The 22953-nt window shown below is 66.0% G+C and carries 16 protein-coding genes and 1 pseudogene; 6 read left to right on the top strand and 11 right to left on the bottom strand.

Annotation, left to right across the window (positions count from 1 at the left end; genetic code table 11):
- Positions 1-156: 156 nt before the first annotated feature.
- The 5 genes from LOK44_RS04000 to mobF all read right to left on the bottom strand — a co-directional run bounded on the left by LOK44_RS04000 (position 157) and on the right by mobF (position 11025).
- Positions 157-1551 (bottom strand): site-specific integrase, encoded by a 1395-nt coding sequence (locus LOK44_RS04000; RefSeq protein ID WP_237568731.1) that lies wholly within the window; start codon positions 1549-1551, stop codon positions 157-159.
- A 156-nt stretch (positions 1552-1707) separates the two neighbouring features.
- Positions 1708-1890 (bottom strand): helix-turn-helix domain-containing protein, encoded by a 183-nt coding sequence (locus tag LOK44_RS03995; RefSeq protein ID WP_232170627.1) that lies wholly within the window; start codon positions 1888-1890, stop codon positions 1708-1710.
- A gap of 1023 nt (positions 1891-2913) precedes the next feature.
- Complete coding sequence (locus LOK44_RS03990) at positions 2914-3132, bottom strand: immunoglobulin domain-containing protein (protein ID WP_237568730.1); 219 nt, start codon at positions 3130-3132, stop codon at positions 2914-2916.
- Between the two features lie 190 nt (positions 3133-3322).
- On the bottom strand, positions 3323-4843 hold the full coding sequence (locus LOK44_RS03985; RefSeq protein WP_237568729.1) for an AlbA family DNA-binding domain-containing protein: 1521 nt from the start codon (positions 4841-4843) through the stop codon (positions 3323-3325).
- 329 nt (positions 4844-5172) lie between these two features.
- Positions 5173-11025: a MobF family relaxase gene (mobF, locus tag LOK44_RS03980; RefSeq protein WP_237568967.1), complete on the bottom strand. Its 5853-nt coding sequence runs from the start codon at positions 11023-11025 to the stop codon at positions 5173-5175.
- A 322-nt stretch (positions 11026-11347) separates the two neighbouring features.
- Between mobF and LOK44_RS03975 the strand changes: the two genes are divergently transcribed.
- The 3 genes and pseudogenes from LOK44_RS03975 to LOK44_RS03965 form a co-directional block, all read left to right on the top strand.
- The gene (locus tag LOK44_RS03975) at positions 11348-11740 is read left to right on the top strand and encodes a hypothetical protein (RefSeq protein WP_237568728.1); all 393 of its coding nucleotides are present in this window, start codon (positions 11348-11350) and stop codon (positions 11738-11740) included.
- 601 nt (positions 11741-12341) lie between these two features.
- On the top strand, positions 12342-12647 hold the full coding sequence (locus LOK44_RS30060; RefSeq protein ID WP_372481168.1) for a hypothetical protein: 306 nt from the start codon (positions 12342-12344) through the stop codon (positions 12645-12647).
- Between the two features lie 140 nt (positions 12648-12787).
- A pseudogene (locus LOK44_RS03965) lies at positions 12788-13242 on the top strand (hypothetical protein); the annotation flags it as partial.
- Between the two features lie 367 nt (positions 13243-13609).
- Here LOK44_RS03965 and ctaE read toward each other — a convergent pair.
- Positions 13610-14203 (bottom strand): aa3-type cytochrome oxidase subunit III, encoded by a 594-nt coding sequence (gene ctaE, locus LOK44_RS03960; RefSeq protein WP_163924497.1) that lies wholly within the window; start codon positions 14201-14203, stop codon positions 13610-13612.
- Positions 14204-14514: 311 nt separating this feature from the next.
- Between ctaE and ripC the strand changes: the two genes are divergently transcribed.
- Positions 14515-15600 (top strand): peptidoglycan hydrolase RipC, encoded by a 1086-nt coding sequence (gene ripC / locus LOK44_RS03955; protein WP_237568727.1) that lies wholly within the window; start codon positions 14515-14517, stop codon positions 15598-15600.
- Here ripC and LOK44_RS03950 read toward each other — a convergent pair.
- Entirely contained in the window at positions 15597-16844 is a 1248-nt protein-coding gene (locus LOK44_RS03950) for a L,D-transpeptidase (protein WP_372481167.1), read from the bottom strand. The two genes, ripC and LOK44_RS03950, sit on opposite strands and share 4 nt — an antisense overlap.
- A 294-nt stretch (positions 16845-17138) precedes the next feature.
- Between LOK44_RS03950 and LOK44_RS03945 the strand changes: the two genes are divergently transcribed.
- Both LOK44_RS03945 and LOK44_RS03940 read left to right on the top strand, forming a co-directional pair.
- The gene (locus tag LOK44_RS03945; RefSeq protein ID WP_372481166.1) at positions 17139-17738 is read left to right on the top strand and encodes a TlpA disulfide reductase family protein; all 600 of its coding nucleotides are present in this window, start codon (positions 17139-17141) and stop codon (positions 17736-17738) included.
- 133 nt (positions 17739-17871) lie between these two features.
- On the top strand, positions 17872-18804 hold the full coding sequence (locus LOK44_RS03940; protein WP_237568964.1) for a cytochrome c oxidase assembly protein: 933 nt from the start codon (positions 17872-17874) through the stop codon (positions 18802-18804).
- A gap of 53 nt (positions 18805-18857) precedes the next feature.
- Here the strand turns inward: LOK44_RS03940 and LOK44_RS03935 are convergent, their stop codons facing one another.
- From LOK44_RS03935 to LOK44_RS30055, 4 genes are all read right to left on the bottom strand, one after another.
- Entirely contained in the window at positions 18858-19319 is a 462-nt protein-coding gene (locus LOK44_RS03935; protein WP_237568963.1) for a DUF305 domain-containing protein, read from the bottom strand.
- 630 nt (positions 19320-19949) lie between these two features.
- On the bottom strand, positions 19950-20894 hold the full coding sequence (locus tag LOK44_RS03930; protein WP_163924499.1) for a M56 family metallopeptidase: 945 nt from the start codon (positions 20892-20894) through the stop codon (positions 19950-19952).
- Positions 20891-21277 carry a BlaI/MecI/CopY family transcriptional regulator gene (locus tag LOK44_RS03925; RefSeq protein ID WP_163924500.1) on the bottom strand — a complete coding sequence of 129 codons (387 nt, stop codon included), beginning with the start codon at positions 21275-21277 and terminating at the stop codon, positions 20891-20893. The genes LOK44_RS03930 and LOK44_RS03925 overlap by 4 nt, the downstream gene beginning before the upstream one ends.
- Before the next feature lie 226 nt (positions 21278-21503).
- A complete protein-coding gene (locus LOK44_RS30055; protein WP_163924501.1) occupies positions 21504-22520 on the bottom strand; it encodes a M23 family metallopeptidase in 1017 nt (338 codons plus the stop codon).
- Positions 22521-22953: the final 433 nt, after the last annotated feature.

Raw genomic sequence — 22953 nt, 5'->3', positions numbered from 1 at the left:
CGTGACGCTGACATGCGTCGTGCGTGGGAGGAAGCCGACGCCGCCGAGCGTGGCGCGGAGCAGAATCCCGAGCGCATCGCAGAACGCCGCCGCCGTCTAATCAAATGGGTTGAGGCACGCGGTAACACCGGCGTGTAGCCCTGGCGTCCGCCCCGCCTACGGCTCGCCGCTAGTGCGCGACCGTCCCATCAGCGCATCACCCGCCGCGGCGAGTGCATCGTCATAGACGTGTCCATACACCCGCAGCGTGATCGCCGGATCGTGGCCCAGCCACTTTGCCGTCGCCGACGGTGTGGTGCCGCCGTCGAGCAGCATGGTGGCGGCGGTGTGCCGCACATCGTGTAGCCGAATGACCGGCACGCCAGCGTCTTTCGCGTGCTGAGCGAACTGGGATGAGTATGTCTCCGGCCGGACGGGGGAGCCGTCCGCGTTGACGGCAACGAGTCCGGTGTCGGGATACTGCGAACCGATTGCGAGGCGTTCCTCGGCTTGGCGAAGCCTGAAGGTACGGAGCGCTGTAAGGACGTCGACGGGCATCGGGAGCGCCCGGCGCGAGCGCTTTGACTTTGGGTCGCCGGTGACTGTGCCTGTGCCTTCGACCACCACGCGGCCCTGAGCGACGGACACGGTGCCAGCATCGAAATCGACGTCAGACCATCTGAGGCCGAGTACTTCCGAGCGGCGAAGTCCGGCGAGGGTCAACAACCAGCAGGCGTTCAGACGGTCGTCACGCACGTGATGCCGGAACTGGCCGGCCTGTTCAGGGGTCCAGCTTTGCATTTCGTGGTGTTCGACTGTCGGGCGCTTTACCAAGCGCGCCACATTCCGCGCGACCAGACCTTCCCGCATCGCGTCGTCGAGGGCGGACGACAGCACGACCAGCATGGTGACCACAGTTCTCGGACTGACGCTGCCTCGAACCCGGGGGCGCTGTGGGTCACTTGGTTCGGCGGCGACGTAGCGACCGCGCCCTTTCCGCACCACGCCACCCGAAGTCACAAGCCGGTCAAGGGACCTGATACCTGGTTCACCGAGGGCCGCCAGGATCTCGTTGTACTGCGCCCCTTCGGGCTGGCCTCGCAAGAAAGTGAGGACTTCTGCTGCGCGACGGCCTCTTCTGTCGCGCTGGGTGACCGGCGCGCCGCTCAGTCGCAACGTCACCAGAGCGTCGATGTCCGCGGTGCGCAGCTGTTGAAGACCCATACTCCCGAGAGTGTCGATGACAGGCTTTAGAGAATGCCGGTATCCGGTGAGGGTGTTGGGACGCACGTCGCGTCTGCTGTCGAGCCACCGGATCAGATACTCAGCGACAGTCGTGGGATCGCGTTTAACGAATGCGCCGGCTGCCACCTCGGTGGTGATTCTCCGGTATTCGCGACGCGCTTCCGCAAGCGTGGGAAAGGTGAATCGCTGCCTGTCGCGGGTGCCGTTGGGCTGGATGCCGACGTCGACCTGAAACCTATAACTGACTGCGCCGTTCATTGCGGTGTGTCTGGTGATCGGCTCCGCGCGACGGGCGCGTTTGGTACCTGGCTCGTCAGTGGTAGTCATCTGCCCTCCTGCCGACACCCGTCTGCACCCGAGTGGTTCCATCCAATGTTGCCTCAGGCCTGCGACAGGTGCGCGCGGCGGACTGGATTCGCCTCACCTAACGCTCAATCTAATCGTCGTGGACCGCTCGCGACGCCAATCGGAGGGCGCGGCGGCTTACGACGCAATCAGCTGTTGTAGCTCTGCGGTAACGACGTAGACGCGGCCGCCAAGTCGGCGCACCGGCAGTTCGCCCGAGGCGGCGAGCCGATACGCTGCCGCCCGGCTGATGCCGAGGATTGCAGCGGCTTGAGGAACTGCAAGTAGCAGCGGTAAACCGTCAAAGATGTTGGTGCTCAATTGTTTCACCTCCTCGATCTGAAGCGCGTCGTAGCTCGGGGACGTTGACCACGTACTGCTGAAACAGCGGCGTGATGGCAGGGTTTGTGGACAACTGTCGCAGTGCGATCAGAACGATCACCGACGGTGCGACCTGGCCACAGGCCAACGGGTCGCTACCCGGCGTACGGTCCCCGGCGTGGTATTGCATGACGTGAACGTATGACTCCGGGCGGAATGAGGTCCACCAGCTGAGCCATATTGGATTGGCCGTCAGGGCAAATTCTTCACATGTCCGCCGTTGTCGTCATCGATCGACGACTTTCGGCCTGACCGACGCACAGGATGGGTAGTCGGTCGGGCCGCCTCGGATCTAGACGGCATGTTTCGTCAGCCATCAGGGTGTCGCGCTCTATACCCAGGACGCGACTTAACGCCTTGCGCGAGCCGTGGCGCGCAACGCGACGTGCACTCATGGGCGGTTGTTTGCGTCCGCTGCCTGGCGAGCTTTGTAGAAGTACTTCACCAAGTACGTCTGAAGCGGTTTGATTTAGCTTCCGTGTGCAAACCCTGTTGACACGTTGAGTCTTGCTCGTATGGATCTCATGACGGCCAGTCAGTCGCGGAAGTCCGCCACTAGAGCCGCCCTGGTGGCTGTTAGTCGTTGCTGGCGCCGAGGGCGGGTCACGGTGGGCCGATCGGACTTGGGTTCGCCATCCCAGGGCGACGTGGCGGCGTTGGGCGGACCGGACCTTGCGAGCCGCGGTGTCGTAGTGGGTGAGTAGTTGTTCCCACGATTCGTTGAGGCGGCTGCGGTCGAGGCGGTCGGCCAGCATGACTGCTGAAATCGACCGCATGCGTGGGCTTTCGAGCGTGGACGGGCCCACCGTGAGCGCCGAGTTCCAGGGCAGCGAGTGAGTGGAGAGCCGCAGCGCGGGGGAGCTGGGCCCACGGCTGTCGCCGTGGCCGAGGAGATTATCCGAGCGTCTGCGGCGTGGCGGGCGACGTCTGCGAGCTGGTCGGGCTCGGCGGCCGCGGGGTCGTCTACACGACGATGGTCCCGGGCGGCATTGCCCGCTGGTGTTGGCTGACCTGCCGGTGGGCATGACAGATCGTGGTGATGGCGTCGGCCAGATCGGCGTCGCGGGCCGACGCCGCGCTGGTATCGCTCGCTGCGAGCCAAGGCACCCTGCCGTCGGGCGTTTGCGACTGGAACGATCGGACGGCCCGAATGATAGTAACGATCGTGGCGAGGGCTTCCACCCACGTTCCGACCGCTCCAGCTTATTCAGGTGTGAAGCTCCGGGCGGCCACCCACCCGGCCGCGGTTCCGACAACAAACCAACCAGTCACCACACCGTTCTCCCCATAGCGTAGCAAAGCGCCGGTGGATGGCACCTACAGAGGCGGTCGCCGAGAACGGCGGCGTTCCGTCAGCCCTTGCGCTGCTCGGCTATTCGGCAGACCCGTGGGCGTTGACGAACGCGACGACGGAGCCAGGCATACCCCACCATCGTGCGCCGTAATTGCTGCCCGACTCGGTCACTGCACGGTGGTACACGTCGGCCATCGCCTGGGCGAGGGTCGCGTCGTCGGAGTCGGGAAACATTGCGCGGCGAACGTCGGGGTCCGCGACGATGCGCAGTGCCATTGGTTTGGAACGATCTTCGTCGAAGACGATCGACGACGGCCACGCTTCTCCGTGGTCAGTGCCTTCGGCGTAGACGATGAAGCAGTACGCGAGGTCGAACTCGCACGTAGAGTTGAGCAGCGTGTCGGTGGCGGTCACCTCGGCGGGAATCTGGTCGTCGGTGATGTCTGGTCGCATCGTCGGGTGTGCCGCCATCAGTTCGCGGGCGCCGGAGATTAGGTAGCCGCGGCGATCGTCGTTGGTGAGGTCGGCGCGGCTGGCGTCAACCTGGCCGTGACGGATCCACGACGAATAAACATATCCGGTGTCGTGCACGTTCGCCGGTGCCGGACGGAGCGCCAGCGCGTGGACGGTCCGCCATGCCTCCAGGCGGACCGCGAGACTTCCCAGCACGTAGATCCGGACGACGACGGCCAGGCGTCTGAGCGTGTCATCGGACCGCACGCCTAGTTGGTTGTAGGCGTCGCTGACCCGTTTGATTGCGAGTTCAGCGATGTCGGATCGCTCGAAATAGATTGCTTGCGCGCACAATACGACCCACTTGTCCAGTGCTGCTTCGTAGTCCGCCACGGTGCCGTTGGGATCGAGCGATCGGCCCAGCGTGGATAGAAACTGTCGGATTCTGACGTCATTGCCGGTCCGCAGCAGAGCGCTGGCGGCGCCGGCGAACGTGGGTTCGTCCATGTCCATCAACAGCGGTACGTCGTCGTCGCGGGCGGCGCCGGTCGGATTCTCTCGGGAACTGATGAATTCTTGCAGCAGCCGTTGGGCGAAACCGCTTGCATCGCTTCGAATTTGGTCAGCGTAGGCGGACAGGATGTCATGCCAGTGCGCGTGGCGTAGAGGGACGTTCTCGGCGCCTTCTCTGACGAAAGTATCGCCCGTTCGGAAGACGGTTGCCGACCTGTTGTCGTCTCCGTTGTACTGGCCGTCCTTGCTCATCGGTAGTGGCAGCTTGTCGCGAGGGTGCTCGACGAAAATCAACACAACTTCGTTGCCTTCGTGCTCATGAACCTGAACGAGGACGTGGATCTCGCCCTCGATGTAGGCACGTGTACGACTACCCAACCGAGCGCCGTCAAACTGCTTGCGGTCGGTGGTCGTGCCGATGGGCATGCAGGGGTCGCCGCTGTCGTCGACACCGATCAAGATGTAGCCGCCCGGCGGTCGGTTTGCCATTGTCACGGCGTCTTTGATGAACTTCAGTCGATCCAGCTGATCCGACATGTCGACCTTCGACTTGAGGTCGAGGTGGGTTTCTTCTGGGTTGCCGAGCAGTTCAAGTAGCTTGTCGTAGTCCGTCCGGCCGTCAGGAACGATCACTCGCAGCCCCCTTGCGTCTGCCCCCGCTTACTGCACTGCGAGCCTACCCGGCGACACCTGGATGAGGCCTGTGTCAAGTGGGGCATGACGCTCAATCGGGAGGGTCGGTTTGTTCGGCCAACCCACCCTCGCCTAGTTCTAATTCGAACGAGAAGAGGGCTCGCCGATGTCCCGGGTAGCGCCGTCAACCCGCCGGCAGGGCAACTCTGTCGTGCTGGCCTTCTTACCGAAGCTTCGAACGCGGCAGCGGGTCCCGTCGGGCGGCTCGCCACGGGATGCTGGCGGGCGGTGCGCGCAAAAGTCGACCACCAGAGCCGGATTCGTGGCTGTTAGTCGTCGATGCTGGCGCCGAGGGCGGGGTCGCGGTCGGCCGAGCGGGCTTGGGTACGCCATCCCAGGGCGAGGTGGCGACGCTGGGCGGAGCGGACCGCCGAGGCTGCGGTGTCGTACTGGCTGAGCAGCTGCTGCCACGGTTCGCTGAGGCGTGCGCGGCCGAGGCGGTCGGCCAGCATGACTGCCGGCGTCGACGCCAGGAGCGGATCTTCCGGCGCTGACGTGGTGGTCGTGAGGGTGTGGTTCCAGGGCAGCGATCGCGTGAGCAGCTGCACCGCCGACGAGCTGGGCCCGCGGCTGGTGCGGGGTTCGAGAAGGATGAGTCGGGCATCTGCGGCCGCGGCGTGGCGGGCGAGGTCGACGAGCTGGCCGGACTCAGCCGCCGCGGGATCCTCGATGACGACGATGGCGCCGGGCGGCAGTGCCCATTGCTGCTCACTGACCTGCTGGTGGGCGTGCTCGATGGTGGTGATGGTGTCAGCCAGTTCGGCGTCGTGGGCGGGGGTCGAGCTGGCGTCGTTGGGCGCGAGCCACAGCACCTTGCGGTCTTCGGCGTTGGCGGCGTTGCGCAGGGTGTAGAGGGCTGCGGCGGTTTCGCTGTCGGTGATGTCGGCGCGGATGACGGCGAGTCGATAGGGTTGCGCGGCCACGGATTTGAGGCGGTCGGCGGTCTGGGGTTCGAGGCCGGACAGTGCGGCGTCGGGGATGAGCAGCGGAGTGCGCTTGGGGTCCAGGTGGCCGGCGACCTGGAGGAGAGCGACTTCCGAGCGTGCCGAGTCGAGGAGCTGTTCGAGGGTGTCGGAGGTGGCGGTCTGGGCGGCGGCGAACGCGGTGGCGATGTCGCGCTCGGCGCGTTCAAGTTCGCGGCGCAGCACCGGGCGCCGTACCCGCAGCGCGTTGAGGGTGGCAAGGTCGGCGCGTTCGGCGTCGCGGCGGGCGGCGGCGATGTCGCGCTCGTTGACGATCTTGTCGGCGCCGCCGGCGGCCGCGGCGCGGGCGGCCTGGGCGTTGGCCAGGGCCTGCTGGAACTGCAGAGCGGGTGGCTGGTCGGGGAGCAGGTCGGTGTAGAAGGCGATCTGCTGGCGGGCCGAGATGATGTCGAGTTCGTCGGCGTCGGGGTTGGTCAGTAGGAGGTCGAGCTGGGTGCGCGAGTGCTCGATCAGACGCAGGGTGTCGTTGTAGGCGCCGTCGGCGTCGGCCCACTGCTCCATCACGTCGGTGACGGCGTGGCTGTAGGGGCGATCGGCATCGACCTGGCGGCGCATGCGCACCAGTTCGTCGACGGCGGCGCGCAGCGCCGGGCCATTTCCGGCGCGAATAGCGGCGGCAAGAGTTTGGATTTCGTCGCAGACATTCCGGTATTCGGCGCGCAGCGCGGCAAATGCGTCCATAGTCGTGCCCCATTCGGGTGTAGGGCGATGTGCTGAGAGGTCTTCAAATTGCAGACCGGCATATTCTTCTGACCCGTATTCGACGGCGTCGGCGTCTTCGGGCGCAGCGAGGTTGAAGTAGTCGTCGACGGGCGGGTGCTCCTCGACGTGCACGTGGGGAGCTTGCGGGTCGGGCGGAAACAGTGCTTCCTCGGCGGGGTCCGGCGGCGCATCCTCGGGGGTGGGCAGGTCCTCGAAGTCCACGCCGAGGCGGGCCTGGAGGCGATGGGTGAACGAATCGACGGTGTAGGTGATGAGCCGGGCGTAATCGCCGGGCGGGATCGGATGGTCCTCGTCAATGGCGTCGGCGAGCTGCTCGGCGGCGACGTGCAACAGATCCCGCGGTGTCCACTTGTGCGGGTCAGCGGCACTGATCGCGGCCACCAGCCCGGGCCAGGCGGGGTCAGAGGTGATGGTTTCGGCGAGCGCGGTCCCGAACACGACGTCGATATCGGTGACCCAGGGCGGGCGAAGCCGCGAATGGGTGGTGGCCAAGGTGGCGGTCGGAGACAGCGCGCCGGAGATACGCCACCACAGTGCGGCCACGGGCAGCTCGTCAGGCAGCGGCCCTTGCTCTGCCGCGGTGGTGATGATCTGGCGCAGGTGCGGGGTGATACGGGCGGCCTGAACCAGCTGAGCGGCCAGTTGCGGCCAGTAGGCATCCGCGCGCAAGCGCGGGTCGATGCCGTCGATGACGTCATTCCAGCGGGAGGTATCGGCGCTGCGGCGGCCGATGTCGGTAGCGGCCTGGCGCTGCAGCGCGGCCTGCACACCGCGGGTGCGCACCGGGAATTGGCGGGCACCGGTGATGCGGGTTTCGGCCTCGGCGACTCCGGTGGCGGCGCGGAACACCGCGATTTCTGCGGTCAGGACCGGGTTCACCGTGATCAGGGGGCGCGCCCAGGCGGGGGCGGTCGCATTGGTCCAGCCGCGTGCGCGCTCGCGGATCTCCTCGGCCAAACTCTCCACGAGTGCCTCGCGGCGGGCCAGATAGCCGCCCCACTGCGGGTCGTCGGCCAGTGCTCGGGGGACGGCGGGAAGCCAGCGCAGCACCCCGATGCCGGAGGAATGCGTTCCGGCGGGGTCGATGCGGTGATCGAGCACCGCGGCGGGGTCCGCGGCGTCGGAGACGCTGCCCTTGGCCAGCGCCTCGGTGAGCAGCTCGCGCGGGTCAGCCCCACGCAGGGCCAGGACGGACAGGTTGCGGCGCAGCACTGGCCAGGCCTCACGCTGGCTCAACTGCGGGATCACCGCGTCGGCAATGGCATCGAGACGATCACGGGCACCGACGCCGAGACGGTTCTCGGCGGCGGCACCGAGTGCGTCGTAGTACATATCGGCCGCCGCCTGCAGACGCATGGCGGGGTCGGCGGCCTCGCGGGCGGCGGTGGTCGCCGAGACCTGGGCGCCGTCGCGGGCCAAGATCCTGGTCAGCACGTCGACCGCGGTTTCGGGGTGGGTGGCCTTGGGGGAGAGCAGTCGGTGCGGGTCGCCCTCGGCCGTGGACAGGTAGAGGTGGTTTTCGTCGGTGCCGCGGGTCAGCGCGACGTAGAGGTGTTGGCGGGTCAGCATGTCGGAGCCGACGATGTGGCAGGTGCCCCTGGTGTCGCGGCCGCCGGCGGTCAAACCCTGTGCGGAGTCGATGGTGGCCGCGTATCCCAGCGTGACGTGTTCTGCGATGTAGTCCGCCGGCAGCGTCACGATGCGCCCGCTGCGCAGATGGCGGGCTTCCACGCCGCCCTCGGGCAGGACTTCGGTGATGGTGTAGCGGTAGCCGTTGCGCACGAAATCGTTGCGTCCGATCGTGATTCGGCGGTTGTTCTTGCGGGTGCGGATGGTGTCTCCGACGCTGGCGTGCAGCTGATCGGCCAGCACGACCGTGGGCGCCTTGGCGGCCTCGGGGTCGGTGGCCAGACGGTCGAGGCGGGCGCGGGCGTTGAGCTCGTTGATGACGTCGTTGGTCGGGGCGAGCAGGATCGAATCCCCGCCGGCAGCGAGGTCGGCGCGCCAGGCCTGATAGGCCATGTCGGCGGCGGTCTCGTCGGTGCCGACGTGGATGCGGTGATGGTCGATGTAGAAGCCGATTCCGGCCGGGTCGGCGTCGTGCAGCGCGAGGCCGGCGGCCGCTTCGGCCGGGGACGTGAACCGCACGACTTCGCTCAGGGTGAGGGCGTCGGTGGCCTCGGCAATGTCGCGCAGAATGCCGCCGGCCGAGATCGACGAGAGCTGTCCGTCATCACCGATCAGGCGCACGCTGGCGCCCTTGCGCAGCGCGTCGGTGATCATCGCGTCCAGCCCGGCGGTAGCGGCCTTGCCGGCCTCATCGACCACGATCAACGTGTCGGGCCCAACGTGGGTGAACCATTCGGGCACACGGGACGTCGCGGCCCTGGCCGGATCGGCCGACCACACGTACTTGTTCAAGGTGTCAGTGGTGGCGCCCAGGTCCTCCCCGAGCACGATCGCCGCGTCGGCGGTGGGGGCCAATCCGATGACGTGTCCGCCCGAGCTGCGCCACGCGTGCGCCAGCGCTGCCATGGCCGTGGTTTTGCCGGTTCCGGCCGGGGCGAGTGCGAGTGCGACACGACGCCCCGCGGTGGCCATTTCGGTGACCAGTGCGGCCTGGCCGGGGTTGAGTGTGCGCCCTCGCGCCGTCGAATCGGCGAGCGCCAGTTCGACGTCGGCGGCGCTTGCGACACGTCCGTCGCCGCGGTGCACCGCGTCCAGGATCCGCTGCTCGGCGGCCAGTGTTTCCTTGCTGGTGTAGAGCGCGACGCCGTGGCGGCGGTAGACGCTGGCACCGTCGCGGCGACGCAATGCGACAGGCTCACCCAGCTCGGCGTCTTCGACGCGGGCGTGCGGTACCGAGAAGCCCTCTCCGAGGGCGGTATCGGTGAGTCTTTCGACCAGTGCGACATCGTGCGCCACGTCGTGGCCGCGCGCCATGCGCAGCGCTTCGGCGCGCACGTGGTGGCGCTGCCAGGTGGCCCGGGTTTCGGACACCGTGGCGATGAGTTCGCCAGCGCGCGACGCGATCCATTCCTCGTCGATCGTGACGGTCTCGCGGGTGGTCTGCGGTGCGGCCAACGTGTCGGCCAGCATCTGGTTCACGCCGCGTTCTCCAAGGACCTCGACGGCTTGGGTGTGCCACTCCTGACGCTGTTCGCCGAGTGAGCGCGGCTCGTGCTTGGCCTCGCGCGATTCCAGGGTTGCTTGCTGGGCCAGTGCGATGATCTCGACGTTGGTTGGTTCGCGTCCGTGATCGGTCTGAAACTGCTTGGCCAGCTCGGCGGTGCGGGCCTTGATCGCTGCACGGCGACTTGACCATCGCTCCATCAATTTCGCTGACATTCCGACGATTTCACGCACCGGGCGCTTGCCCCGCCCACGGGACTGTTCGGCGAAGCGCACACCCAGCCTGGAGATCAAATGGGCTTCCAGTCGGGTGTTGTACAACTCCGAGGCCGCGACGGTGACGCGGTGCAGGGGTTGGCCGTCCAAAGCGAGCCAGCGGCGCACCCCGTTGGCGTCGACATAGGACACCTTGTTGGAGATCGCGACGTGGGTGTGCAGGTCGGGATCCCCGGCGCGGGAATCGCGGTGGGTGAACACCGCGGCGATGAGCCCTTCGGTGTCGACCTGGGCGATACCACCGGCGCCGGTGCGGGTGAATGCGGCCTGATCTTGCAGCCATTCCAGGACGTCGGCCACGGCCGCATCGTGAGCGGCTTCGATCTGCTCGGACACCGGTAACGGGGCTATGGCCCACAGTGCCGAGACGGATTTCACCGGCGAGAACGTCAGGTCATAGCCGGCCACAGCGGTGGTCTTCGCGCGGGTGTTGCGGGCGATGAACCCGGATAGTTCGCGGTCATCGGCGGGCGGGCGACCGTACTCCTCGCCGAACAACTCCACGGCGACCCGAGTGCGGATCTGCGAGCGGATCTCGGGGCCGATGGTGGCGTTCCAATGCGCGCCGACTTCGGCGTTGTGGTCGCGGAAAGCCACCGCCAAACGGCGCGCGAACTCTGGCTCGCCGTCGCGGACGTGGAACTTACGCCCAAGCCGACCGGCTGCCCGCGGCGCGCCCGATCCGTGACTGTTGACGTAGGTCGAGATGCGGTCAGCGTTGGGATGCAATCCCACCCCGTAGAGGTTGCGCATCTGCGATTCATCGACGCTCGATCCCTCGTCGACAGTCCAAAGTTCCTCGCGGGCTTGCGGACTGACCTCGCTGCGACCGGTGTCGGACAGAGCGGCCAGGCCGCGTCCCATCCAGCGTCCCGGCGATTCACCCTTGGCGGAGTAGTAGTCAGCCAGGGTCGAGCGGCCCCGCTCGGTGCTGTCGGAGGCAGCGACCTGCCGCACCAGGTACAGGTATCCGTCCCCGGCGGTCAGCTTGTGCAGCGTCATCACCATGACGCGCACGCCGGTGTCCGCATGCGCCGCACGCTACGAACTCCGGGGTTGGCGAAGCCACCACCAAACCGGAGGTTCTTAGAAAACTCTTAGACTGCCGGGCTTCCTGAGTGCAAGAGGTGTGTGGTCTGTCGTTGGGCCGTGGGAGGTGGCTGTGAGGGGGTGAGCTGAGCGGGCGGTGCGGCGCTGGTGAACGGGCGGGCTGCGCGGTGGGTGAGTGAGGTGCGGTGCTGCGGCAGGGGCGCCGACGAAAAAATTGGTGGACGGCGAATGTGGCTGTGGTGGTGGCACGTCCAGCCCGACCGGTTTTAGTGTCCCGGTCATGACAGCAGCAGGAACGTCCAAGTTGGAAGCCCGGCGACGGGCCGTGGAAGCGAACCGGCGCGCCAATGAAGCGCGCGCGGCGCGGGACAAGGCGAACATCGACGACGCCACGAACTTCCTCTACGAGGTCGGCAAGCTCTCCGAGGTCGAGGTCTGGAAGAACGAGCGCCTGGCCCAGCTGCGCGCGCAGGTCGACGCCGACGCTGCCAAGCGAGTGGCCACGCACCGGGCGAAGGCAGGCGCAGCGGTCGCACGCATGCAGGACCGTGGTGAGACGCTGACGACCATCGCCGCACGGACAGACGTCGGAATCGGAATCGTTCGGACCATGCTGCGGCACGCTCCGAGAGACGAGAAGTCCATGCCCAGCAACGGTTCGCATGCGCACTAGGCGACGTCGGCGAGAAGAGCGACGAGCGCGGGGGGTTGCCTACCCCGGTGACGCCGAGCCGAATGCGGCCACGGCCTGATGCAGGAGGCCACCGGAGGGCGACCATTGAGCCATGAGGCGCCGATCGTGGTGCACGACTAAGAGGGTTTCACCACCCCCGAGTGGGATCCGCTCGCCGTCGCGCACACCGACGACGCGCTGCGCCACGTGCGCGCAGACCCTCGCAACGTCGAGCGCGCGGGGTCCATCATCGAGCGCGAGCTGGAGAGGCGACAGGCACTGTTGGACGGGACATCAGATGCCACGCCGAACCAGTAGCTCCCCGCGGCGCGCGTGCGGCGGGGCGCCGACGCCCGCCGTGGGGCGTGCTGAACGTCAGTGCACGGACGTAGGGTCAGCGGCCACGCGAAGCGCTGGCCAACTAATCGTTGATCGGCGTCGGCACGCCGCGGAGATCGCGCGCTTCGACAGTCACGTCGTCTGCGGGCCAACGCGTTCGGACTGCGACATCTGGATCGGTGCCATCGGCGCCGATGGCTACGGCCGGTTCTACCTCACGCGCGACGGCGTGGGGTTCTGCGTGCGGCCGCACCGTTACGCGTTGGCGATCGCAAGCGGAACCGTGGCTGCGGGGGTGCTGGGTTTGCACGAATGCGACAACCCGGTGTGCGTGAAGATCACGGCCGATGCCGACGTGCGACAGCACGTCGTGTCGGGTTCCCAGGGCGACAACATGGAGCGGATGGCGCGGATGCGTCGCGGCGGCGGCCGCCATGCGGTGCGGCGCTTCGACAGTCGCGGTGTGCGGCGCGCACGATCGGTGGCGCTGCGCGACGCGGTGCGCGATGGCTGGGATGCCGCCGCGGTGCAAGCGGCGCTGCTTCGCGACCAGCCCACCGCTGAGTAAGTCTCGTTCTGGCGGACGGGTAGAAGGCTGGGTGTGGCGGCAGCGGATTGGCCAGGCGACCCCGTAGGTGGCTCTGCCGCCATCGGTACCTGTGCCGAGCGAGGCTTAGGCTGCGTCGCTCTTGCGTACCGTCACAGCTACTCGTCGTGTTCGCGACGGTCGTCGGTGTCGCGTTCTGGGCCGCCGCACGCGCTACCGGCGGCGTAGATCGAGAAAGCCGTTAGCGGCTACCCGGCGAGCTGACGCACTCTTCGATACCAATAGTGGTGGGCTACATCTTCGCCCACCATTTGTCGTAGTCGGTTGAGCGTGGTCAGGAAACGATCGTCCGTCTGGCCCATCCACTGGGCGAGGGTGGCATCTGCTGGGGTTGGACCGGTCCGACGTGGTGTACGTGCTGTCGGCCCATCCGTCGGTGAAGTGGTTGATCAAGGTGTCCTGCGTCGTCCTTGGACACATCGTGGCCGTCGTTGCCGCGCACGACCGGGCGCTGCGTCTGCTTACGCGACGGCATCAGATCAGTGGCCAATTGGCAATGATGCTCACGATGGTCGGACACACCTTCCTGGGCCTGTATCTGTTGTTCGGCGGCTGATCGCGCGGTTCGCGCACTGGTTACGGACCTCGAATGAGGTGATGGCGTGGGGGTTTGCCCGCCCTCAGCATGACGACTGCGATTGCGATCAGCCCGGCGACCGCGCCCGCCAGGATCCACAGAGCGGGGCTGGCACCTTCGGGTTGTTCGCCGGTGTGCGCGTCGTCGTAGGAATGGGTGGTCGGTGTTGGGTCGGCCGAGCTTGGTGGGGCTGTCGAGGAGGTGCCCTGCACCGAGGACGGTTCAGCCGCGGCAGCTGGCGCAGCGATGGAGGCAAGTCCTAACAGTGCTGCGGTGGCTGCCAGCAGGACGGGAGCCCATGCGGTTCGCCGTCGAACGTAGTCGGGGGAACGCAGCGTGGCATCGATCATCTCACGAAGTAGATAACGGCGAACAGCGCGATCCACACGATGTCGACGAAGTGCCAGTAGTAGGACACCACGATGGCCGCCGTCGCTTGGGCGGGGGTGAACTTGCTCATACGCGTGCGCACAAGCAGCAAGACGAAGGCGACGAGACCACCAATCACGTGCAACCCGTGAAAGCCCGTAGCGAGGTAGAACACCGATCCATATGCGCTGCCGGCGATCGTGGTTCCCTCACGCACCAGGCTCACGTACTCGTATCCCTGGCCGAGGACGAAGAACAGGCCCATCAGGAAGGTGACGACATACCACCGGCGGAGGCCGAACACGTCGCCGCGTTCGGCGGCGAAGACGCCCATCTGACAGGTGAATGAGGACGCAACGAGGACCAGGGTCACCGGCACCGCGAGGGCGAGGTTCAGCTCGGTGGGCGGCGGCGGCCACTCGTCGGCTTGGGCGCGAGCGGTGAAGTACATCGCAAATAGACCGGCGAAGAACATCAGCTCGCTCGACAACCACACGATGGTTCCGACAGAGACCATGTTGGGCCGATTCAATGAATGAACTCGTGCCGTGATTGCCGTGCCGGTTGTCATGTCGTTCCTCGTCGAGCCAAGCCCGCAGACAATCTACTAGGACGCTACCTACTATGTCGCTACCTACTATCGCACACCGTGGATTGCGGTCGCTGCGGCGCTGGGACGCTGCTGAACCGGAGTCTTGAATCAGCAGCGGCAGTCACAATTTTTCCGTGGCCTCGACAGGAAGGTGAACTCGTGTCGGGTGCGCACGCGCCGATGGATATGGCCGGGGGCGTGGACATCGGACGACGTTGCTCGTAATCTTTCCGTGACCTACGTAGCTAGACCATAGATCTCCCTGCGGTGTTAGGACTGATGTCTTGAGGATGAATCGCCCTGCCGGGGCATGCCGTTCGGCGGGCGCTCTCGTCGTGGCGTTCGTGTTGGCACTGTCGCTTGGTGACTCGGCGGAGAGAGCGTGGGCCGACCCGGCTGCTGATGCCTTGGCTAAAATGACGGAGCTTTCTCGGGAAGCCGAGCGGACTTCGGAAGCGGTGTATTCGGCCGAACTGGACCTCGAATCGAAAGTCGCGGCACAGCGCGCGGCCGAGGGTCTCGAACGCGCTGAACTCGGGGCGATGACCGCAGCGCGAGCCGACCTTGGTCGGTATCAGGCCGCGGTGAACGAGGTAGCGGCTGCGGCGTATATGGGAGGCTCGACCAGCATGGTCGGTGCTGCGTTGACCGCGCAGTCTCCGCAACGCCTGCTCGATGGACTCACGACGAGCCGGGTGATGGCCACTCACGTTTCTGACCGGGTAGTCGCCTTTCGCGACGCGTCCAACCGTGCCGACGAGGCCGCGCGCGCGGCGCAATCGTCGGCGATGGCAGCACGCACAGCCGCGGAACAGGCGTCAGCGGTCCGCGCCAGCCTGCAATCCAAGCAGAGCCGCCTACGTGCGCAGGTCGCCGAAGTGGAGGCGTTGTATCGGGCGTTGACTCCGGGTCAACGTGCAGCGCTTGCCGACCCTGGGCCGATGCCGCCCGCCCCCCCGCCCCCGGCAGACCCTGTCATCGTGGCGTTGCCCGAAGCGACACCGCCGGTGGCGCCGAGTCCGCCTAACTCACCCGAGGGGGCGATGGTGGTGCAGGCGGCGCTGACCCGAGTGGGTGCGCCTTACTCGTGGGGTGCGACAGGGCCGGATGCCTTCGACTGCTCGGGGCTCATCAAGTGGGCGTTTCTGCAGAGCGGCAAGTCGCTCCCGCGGTCGAGTCAGGCGCTTGCGGCGGGCGGACAACCCGTGGCGACCGCGGAAGTGCAGCCCGGAGACATCGTCACCTTCTATTCGGACGCCTCACACGCGGGCATCTACATCGGCAACGGCAACATGGTGCACGCCTCCACCTATGGCACGCCGGTGAAGGTGGCGCCGATCTCGTCGGCGCCGATCTACAACGTGCGCCGGTATTAGCCGGTTACCGCAGCGTTGCCCGCTTTCCACTGATCCCAGGGGATGTTCCAGTCGCCGAGTCCATCGGTACCGGACAAGGTGGGCCCCACCGTGTTGACGACCTCCACGATGTCGCCTCGTTTGGTGTTGTCGTAGAACCACTTGCCGTTCTCGGTGCTGGCGTTGAGGCATCCGTGACTGACATTGTCGCGGCCCTGGCTGCCGACCGACCATGGGGCGGCATGCACGTAGATTCCGCTATAGGACATCTGAGTGGCCCAGTTGACCTCGGTGCGGTAGCCGTCGGGGGAATTCACCGGCACGCCATAGGTCGAGGAGTCCATGACCAGAAACGAATATCGATCACCGATGACGTAGGTGCCGTTGTCGGTGGGCGTCTTGTCCTTGCCCATGGAGATGGGCATCGTCTTGACGACGTTGCCGTTGACACGCACGGTCATCGTCTTGGTGGTGTCATCGGCAGTGGCGATGACTTCGTCACCGATCGTGAACCGCGTGGAGGCGTCGTCTTGACCGAAGAGTCCTTCTCCCATGTCGACGCCGTAGGCCTTGACGTTGACTTCTACCGTGGTCCCCGGGTTCCAGTACTGCGCTGGGCGCCATCGGACTTCGCGGTCGCTTAGCCAGTAGAAGGCGCCCTCGACCGGAGGATTCGTCGTGACGGTGATCGCATCTTGAGCGGCGAGCCGGTCGGGGATGTCTTCGTCGAAGCGCACGGCGATGGGCTGCCCGACGCCGACGACTTCGCCTTCGTTGGGCAACACGTAGGGCATCGTGAGGTCCTGTGGCGAGTGCGTCTCGAACGTGGCGCTGCTGCGCGCGATGCCACTGAGCCCGAGCGCCTCGGCGTTCAACGTGTAGGTCCGGTTGTAACCCAGTGGCTCCGCAGAGCGCCACGTGACGCCGTCGGCGCTCACTTCGCCCGCGACCACTCGACCCTCCTCGTTTGTGAGGGTCACGGCGCCCAGCACACCGGACACCGCGCTGACCGTAACCGGCGACTCCACCGGGACCCCGACGTCGCCCTCGGCGACCGACGTTTGCACGCTCGGAACGAGCAGATCGGCGTAAGGAGTGCCCTTGTCGACGATCGCCCTGGATTGCTGCTCCTGCTGTGGCGTGGGGAGACCGCCGCCGCACGCTGCGACGCTCGAGACCACGCCGAGGATCGTCAACAACATCAGCGTCGTCCGCCAGATGCTCTTGCGCTGCCGGCTCGCCGCGGAGTGGATCCGCCTCATCATGTCGTCCCGTCATTCGTGGTGGAGTCGTTGCGTTAACATCGTACGTAGTCGCTACGTAGAATGTGCTGTGCGCGTTCGGCCGCTGGTACACGGCTGCCGCAGAGAATGGCTGGCAATCGTGTGGGGCCGTGCAGTAATTGTTCCGCAGAGGGTGAGGCCAAGTGAGTGGCGGCTGAAGTGACTGATGGACTAACCGGTGTGCCACGGACGTCCACGTGGGGAACGACGACACGCGTTGAGCGTCGCCGGCGAGTACCGTCACGCGGTGCAGCGGCAATCCGGCGCGGAATCGTCGTGGGTCTGAGTACCGTATTGCTCAGCGCCGCAGTGTCCGGGTGTTCTAGTGGGACCGATGCGGTCGCTCAGGGCGGTTCCTTCGAGTTCGTGTCGCCGGGCGGGCAGGTCGATATCCTCTATGACCCGCCGCAAGATCGTGGTAGTCCGGGGCCGATTCGCGGACCCGATTTGATGGACCCCGACCGCACGTTGTCAGTCGATGACTTCACCGGGCAGGTGGTGGTCATCAACGTGTGGGGTCAGTGGTGTGGTCCCTGTCGCACGGAGATGCCGGAGCTGCAGAAGGTGTACGACGCTACCCGGTCCGAGGGCGTGGCCTTCTTGGGCATCGATGTCCGTGATAACAACCGCCAAGCTGCGGTCGACTTCATCATCGATCGAAAGGTCACATTTCCGTCGATTTACGACCCGCCGATGCGCACGATGATCGCGTTGGGCGAGAGGTATCCCACCACCGTCATTCCGTCAACCATCGTCTTGGACCGGTCGCACCGCGTCGCCGCAGTGTTCCTCCGGGCGCTGCTCGCCGAGGATCTCGAACCCCTGGTCCGTCGCCTCGCCGCCGAGGCTGTGAGCGACTCAGGGCTTCCGAAGTGAACGGCGACTGCGCCCCGGCTGAAGGTCGGCGAGTGGTGCGGCCGGTACGCGATTGCAACGCCGCGACTTGAAGGGGGACGGCCTGGTGATCGGTGAGGTTGTACTTCCCGCCTCTCCGCCGTCGTTGTGGGCGATGCTGGGGTGGTTCCCGCCGCCGCTTCCAATCTTGCCCATGATGGCCGTTGCGTTGGCGGTGTGGTACGTGGCTGCCGTTCGAGTCGTCAAGTCGCAGGGCCGCGAGTGGGCCTGGATGCGAACGGCGAGTTTCTTGGCGGGGTGCCTGGCCTTGGCGGCGGTGACGGGCCTAGCCATCGACGGCTACGGCTACCGCCTGTTCAGCGCCTTCATGTTTCAACATCTCACGTTGTCGATCCTCGTTCCACCGCTGCTGGTGCTCGGTGCACCCGGGCGACTGTTGCTCAGGTCTACGCCTCATCGTGGATTTGGACGGTACGTGTTAGTCGCTGCGCTCGGGGGACTGCGGTGCCGGGCGAGCAGAATCGTGCTGCATCCCGGCTTCACCATTCCGGTCTTCTTGCTGAGCTACTACGGCCTGTACCTGTCCGACCTCTTCGACGCGGCGGCAGCCAGCGTGGCTGGACACGTCACACTGCAGATGTTCTTCTTGATTAGCGGACTGCTGTTCATAGTGCCGATCTTGTCGACCGGTCCATTGCCAGTCCGGCAGAGCAACCTTGGCCGGTTCTTCGACATATTCGTCGAGATGCCCCTGCACGTCTTCATTGGTGTCATCTTGATGATGGCGCCGCGGGCGCTCACCGACACCTTTGCTCATCCACCATCGGGCTGGAACGTCGACCCGGTCGCCGATCAGGCGGTCGCCGGCGGTTTGGCGTGGTCGTACGGCGAGCCCGTCGCGTTGCTGATTACGTTGATCTTCGCCATCCGGTGGCAGCGTGACGAGGCGTCGGAGTCGGTCAAGAGGGAGGCCGACGTCGAACGCGACGACGCCGAATTGGCTGCCTATAACGCGTTTCTGCGCGGGCTGCGTCAACAATCGCGGCCTTCGACCGTCGAGCCGAGGCCTGCCAGCGAGCACGAGTGACCGCATGGCAACCACGATCCCAAGACTGGCAGCCGGGTCCCCGGGAGTTCCCGTCAGCGCTGAAGGGCCTCCATGGCCACGATCTCGGACTGCTGGCGCTCGATGAGCGAGCGCGCGATCGCCCTCGCGCGAGGATTCGACCCTGTCTGCAGCTGGTCACGCGCGGCCGAGATGGTGAAATGGTGTTGCCTAATCATCAAATCGAGATACTGGCCCCCTGCATCCGGGCCGGTCGCATTGGCTGCGCGACGCACGTCGGCGTCGACGGCAAGGGGGTGTTCACCCGGCGCAACGGGGATGCTGGGTGCCGCCGCTGTCGGCGGTTGCCCGACGGGAGGGGGAGCGAATCCCCACTCTTGAAGGAGTGTTTGCAGCTGGTTGAGATTGGTGGTGCTGGTCGCGGATATTCGTTGGGCGATGTCGCGGACCATTGGCGCGATGCCTTGCTTGCTCATGGCCGGGTTGCTCAGCGCAATGGCCTGAGCGCTGTGATCGATGATGTCGAGGGCGAACATCACGTCGGATCGAGTGTGCGATTGTTCAGTGACGGCAGGCGCGCCACCTAAATCTGGTTGCGAAGTAAGAGAATTCGCGCCGCCGCATCCCGTCATAAGCATCGTCGTCACGAGTGTGAGTGACACCCATGCCGTGCGAGCCGCCCGGCCGGTGTGGGTGGCCGGATCGATGCGTGGGCATGTCGTTCGAGCGCCGCTCGGCAGACGGCGCCCGTTGCAGCCTCGGAGCGTGCCGACATAGATCTGAGAACCCATTACTGCACCTCGTGTCGGGTGACCGTGAAGCGCTGGTCACTTACGTAGCGTCATAGTAGATTGAAGACGTGAAGAGCGCAGTGGCCGTGTCTTGTCACGGACCGTGGTTGACGTGCACTGAGCACCGTCGAGCGCCGCGGAAGCGTCGGTTGGCTCGCCGATGGATCGCGACGGCACTGCTCCTGGCTCTGTTTTTGACCGTGTTGGCCTTCGCCATGGCCGACTCTGCCGGCGCTTACCTCGCCGGCATGGTGATGCTTCCCGGCGCCTAGTCGGCACCGACAGAACCTCCCAGGCCCGTATTTGCCTCCATCGTCGAAGCAGCCCTGTGGCATGGCATTTGGTGTCAGCAACCGTGGGCATGTCGTACGCGCTCTACGCGAAGCAGATCAACGCGCCCGTCAGCGCCAGAGCGACGATCGCTAGCGGCGTAGCGGCCATTGCCGCCACCGCACCGCTCAGCGTTACTTGGGCCTGCATGCGAGCCATGCCGCGTGGTGGGTCTGATAGCCGTACCGCTCGGGTGAGCACGGCGATACCGGCGGCGGCCAGACCGTGGGCCGGGGTGAAGGCGCCCGAGAGGGTTAGCAAACCCGTGAGCAACGGCTGACGGCCGTGGCGGCGTGCGGCCGTATCGTCGGCGCACATCTCGAGGAGGGCGCCGATGTGCGTCGCTGCGCTCGTGAAGAGCCCGAATTTGGGCAGCGCGGCGGTGAGGCCCCGCGCCGCGGCGACGACGTAGGCGTGCCGGCCGTCGAGGTGAGCTCGCTCGTGGGCGACGACGGCTGCCAGTTGTGCTTCATCGAGTGCGGCCAGCGCTGCGGTGGTCACCACGATCGCCGGGGGTCGGCCCGCGACGCAATACGCTGCAGGTTCAGCTGCCTCGATGACTACGACGTCGCTGCCGTGCGACTTGCCGACCAGGCGCACTGCGTCGGCGTGCGCAAAGGTGTGTATGCGCATGCGACTCATAGCGCGGCCGATTCGAACGACGACGGCCACCAAGCTTCCGACGGCGATGGCCACCGCGACGGTTGCGACCCATCTTGCCGGTAATCCGGCATGGCCAAGGAGGATTGCGCGTAGACGTTCCAAACACGAGACGAGCAAGGAGTCGGGGCTGTCCCAGTGTCCGGCGGCCTCGACCAAGAGCAGCGCGATGGCGGCAACCGAGCAGCCGATCACCATCACCACCGCGGTCGTCCAAGCTGCTATTGCGAGCCGCGGCGCCCCGCCATCAGCGGTGATATGGCTCAGCAGTTTCGGCCCCAACGCCAATATCGCCGCGACGTACAGCATCAAGGCCGCCGCGATGGTCATTGGCCGCTTGTTTTCCGAGCGAGGCGACGCAGCGCAGCGCGCAGGTCAGCGGATTCCTCCGTGTCGATCTGAGCCACGAAGTGACTGAGGACCGCTTCTGAACGACCGCCGCCGCTCAGTGCTTCGAGCATGAGCCGCGCACTGTGCTCCTCGCGAGTCAGGGTCGGCCGGTACCGGTATGCCTTGCCGTCTCGTTCACGCGATAACCAACCCTTGCCGTGGAGGTTGTCCATTGTGGACATCACGGTGGTGTACGCGATGTGCCGTTCGCTGCTCAACTCGTCGAATATCTGTCGTACCGAGGTGTCGGCGTCAGGGTCACGATTCCAGAGCCGGTCCATGATGGACGCCTCGAGTTCTCCGAAGCCACGCACCCGCGTCATGATCCAACCTCCTGATCTAGTCAGTAGGTAGCTTACGGTGTGGGGCTCAGCAGGGTGCGCCGAAGTGAGCCCTTGTCGCCGGCGTCAGCCGCAGCGGGCACGACCGTTGTAACGGGTTATGCGGTGCAGCGCGCCCCGTTCGACTCGGCAGGGCTCCCGTTCAGCCGTCATACCAAGGGCATTGCGGTGGCGGACGGCCCCGGCGGCGCGACCGTAGCAACGCGAGTCATCTGCCGCGCACTCCCCGCTCCTGCAACCACGCCATTGGGTCGGTCTTGATCGATCCGTTGCCGTGCACCTCGAAGTGCAAGTGCGGTCCGGTCGAGTTCCCTCTGTTGCCCATGGTGGCGATCTGGTCGCCAGCCATCACACGCTCGCCGACTTGCACCGTGGTGGTGTCGATGTGACCGTAAAGCGTGACCGTGCCGTCCGCGGCGCGGATCTTTACCCACATGCCGTAGCCCGGTGTGGGGCCGGAGGCGATCACCTGGCCATCCGACGCGGCGTAGATGGGCGTGCCGACGGCGTTGGCGATGTCGAGCCCGGCGTGCAAGGTTCCCCAGCGTGCGCCGAAGCCGGACGTCAGGATGCCCTGAGTGGGAAAGGCGAATTGTGGGCGCCGAAGTTGGGACTCGCGCTGCGCGCGTTCCTGGGCGAAGGCCGTCCCGTTGGCCAGTTCCCGTTGGTGCACGGCCGCATCGAATTGATTCGAGACAGAAACGATCTGCATCCCTGAAGTATTGGGGGAAGCAGGCGGAGACGTTGCGCTGTCGGCGACCAGGATGGGGTCGGGTCGCGCCTCGGTCGCGCCAACCGCTGCATTTGCTGCCGCGGCGACGGCGCCGGCGGCCATGGCCGCGATGACTAGTCTGCTGTGCACTGCACCCGCTGAGTCGGGGAGGCGTCGATGCGCCCCGGCCGTGGTGGAGGCGGAAGTGCTCGAGTTGGCTCGGTGCGACGGCAGTGGGCGTCGTTGGGGACGTGTCTCGGTGACCGGCACGGCCATCGCGGGACCTGACCCACTTCTCGGCGCGAGTAGAAGCCGTGGCGACTCGTCTGCCAAGTCGTTGAGGTCATCGAGTTCGGGTGCGTTTAGCACGTCCCGATCGACGGCGAACGGGTGGCTGTAGCGACTCGCCGTCTCGGCCAACGCCCCGAACTCGCCGAAGGCAATGACCTCGGTGACATCGGTGGCCGCACGGTCAGCCGATGTTCGTCGGCGCGCGCTTTGGTGATGCACCAATTCGAGACGGTCCTTGTCGTTACCGATTTGTTATGTGGTTGGCGAGACGCTAACCGAACACTCGCGGTTGAGCAAGCCGCCGGTCGCCGCAGAGTGGATCAGGCAGTGCCGCATCGCGTCAAAGATTCTGTGTCAGAGAACATTTGAACACATTTGTTGTAACACGTCGAACGAGCGAGCGTGTAAGCACCTACGTAGTAGGCCGCTACGTGGCGTTGTCACGTGACTTCGTCCGAGCCTGAACGGCGCCTGACTAGCGGGGCATGTGGTGCGTAGTGGCCCCGCCCTCTCGGTGCGAGCCGGAGCCGGTGCGCCGCTCGATGCCGTTGCCGTCGGGGCCCGTCATCGGAGATCGTCCATCGACTCGCGAGTCTCGGCCTTCTTACTACGGCAGATAGTACTAGTCTTCTCAGTAGGTTAAACTACGGCTCTA

Source organism: Mycolicibacterium lacusdiani (assembly GCF_021916785.1).
Classification (GTDB): Bacteria; Actinomycetota; Actinomycetes; order Mycobacteriales; family Mycobacteriaceae; genus Mycobacterium; species Mycobacterium lacusdiani.
This window is presented reverse-complemented; position numbering and strand designations above follow the sequence as displayed.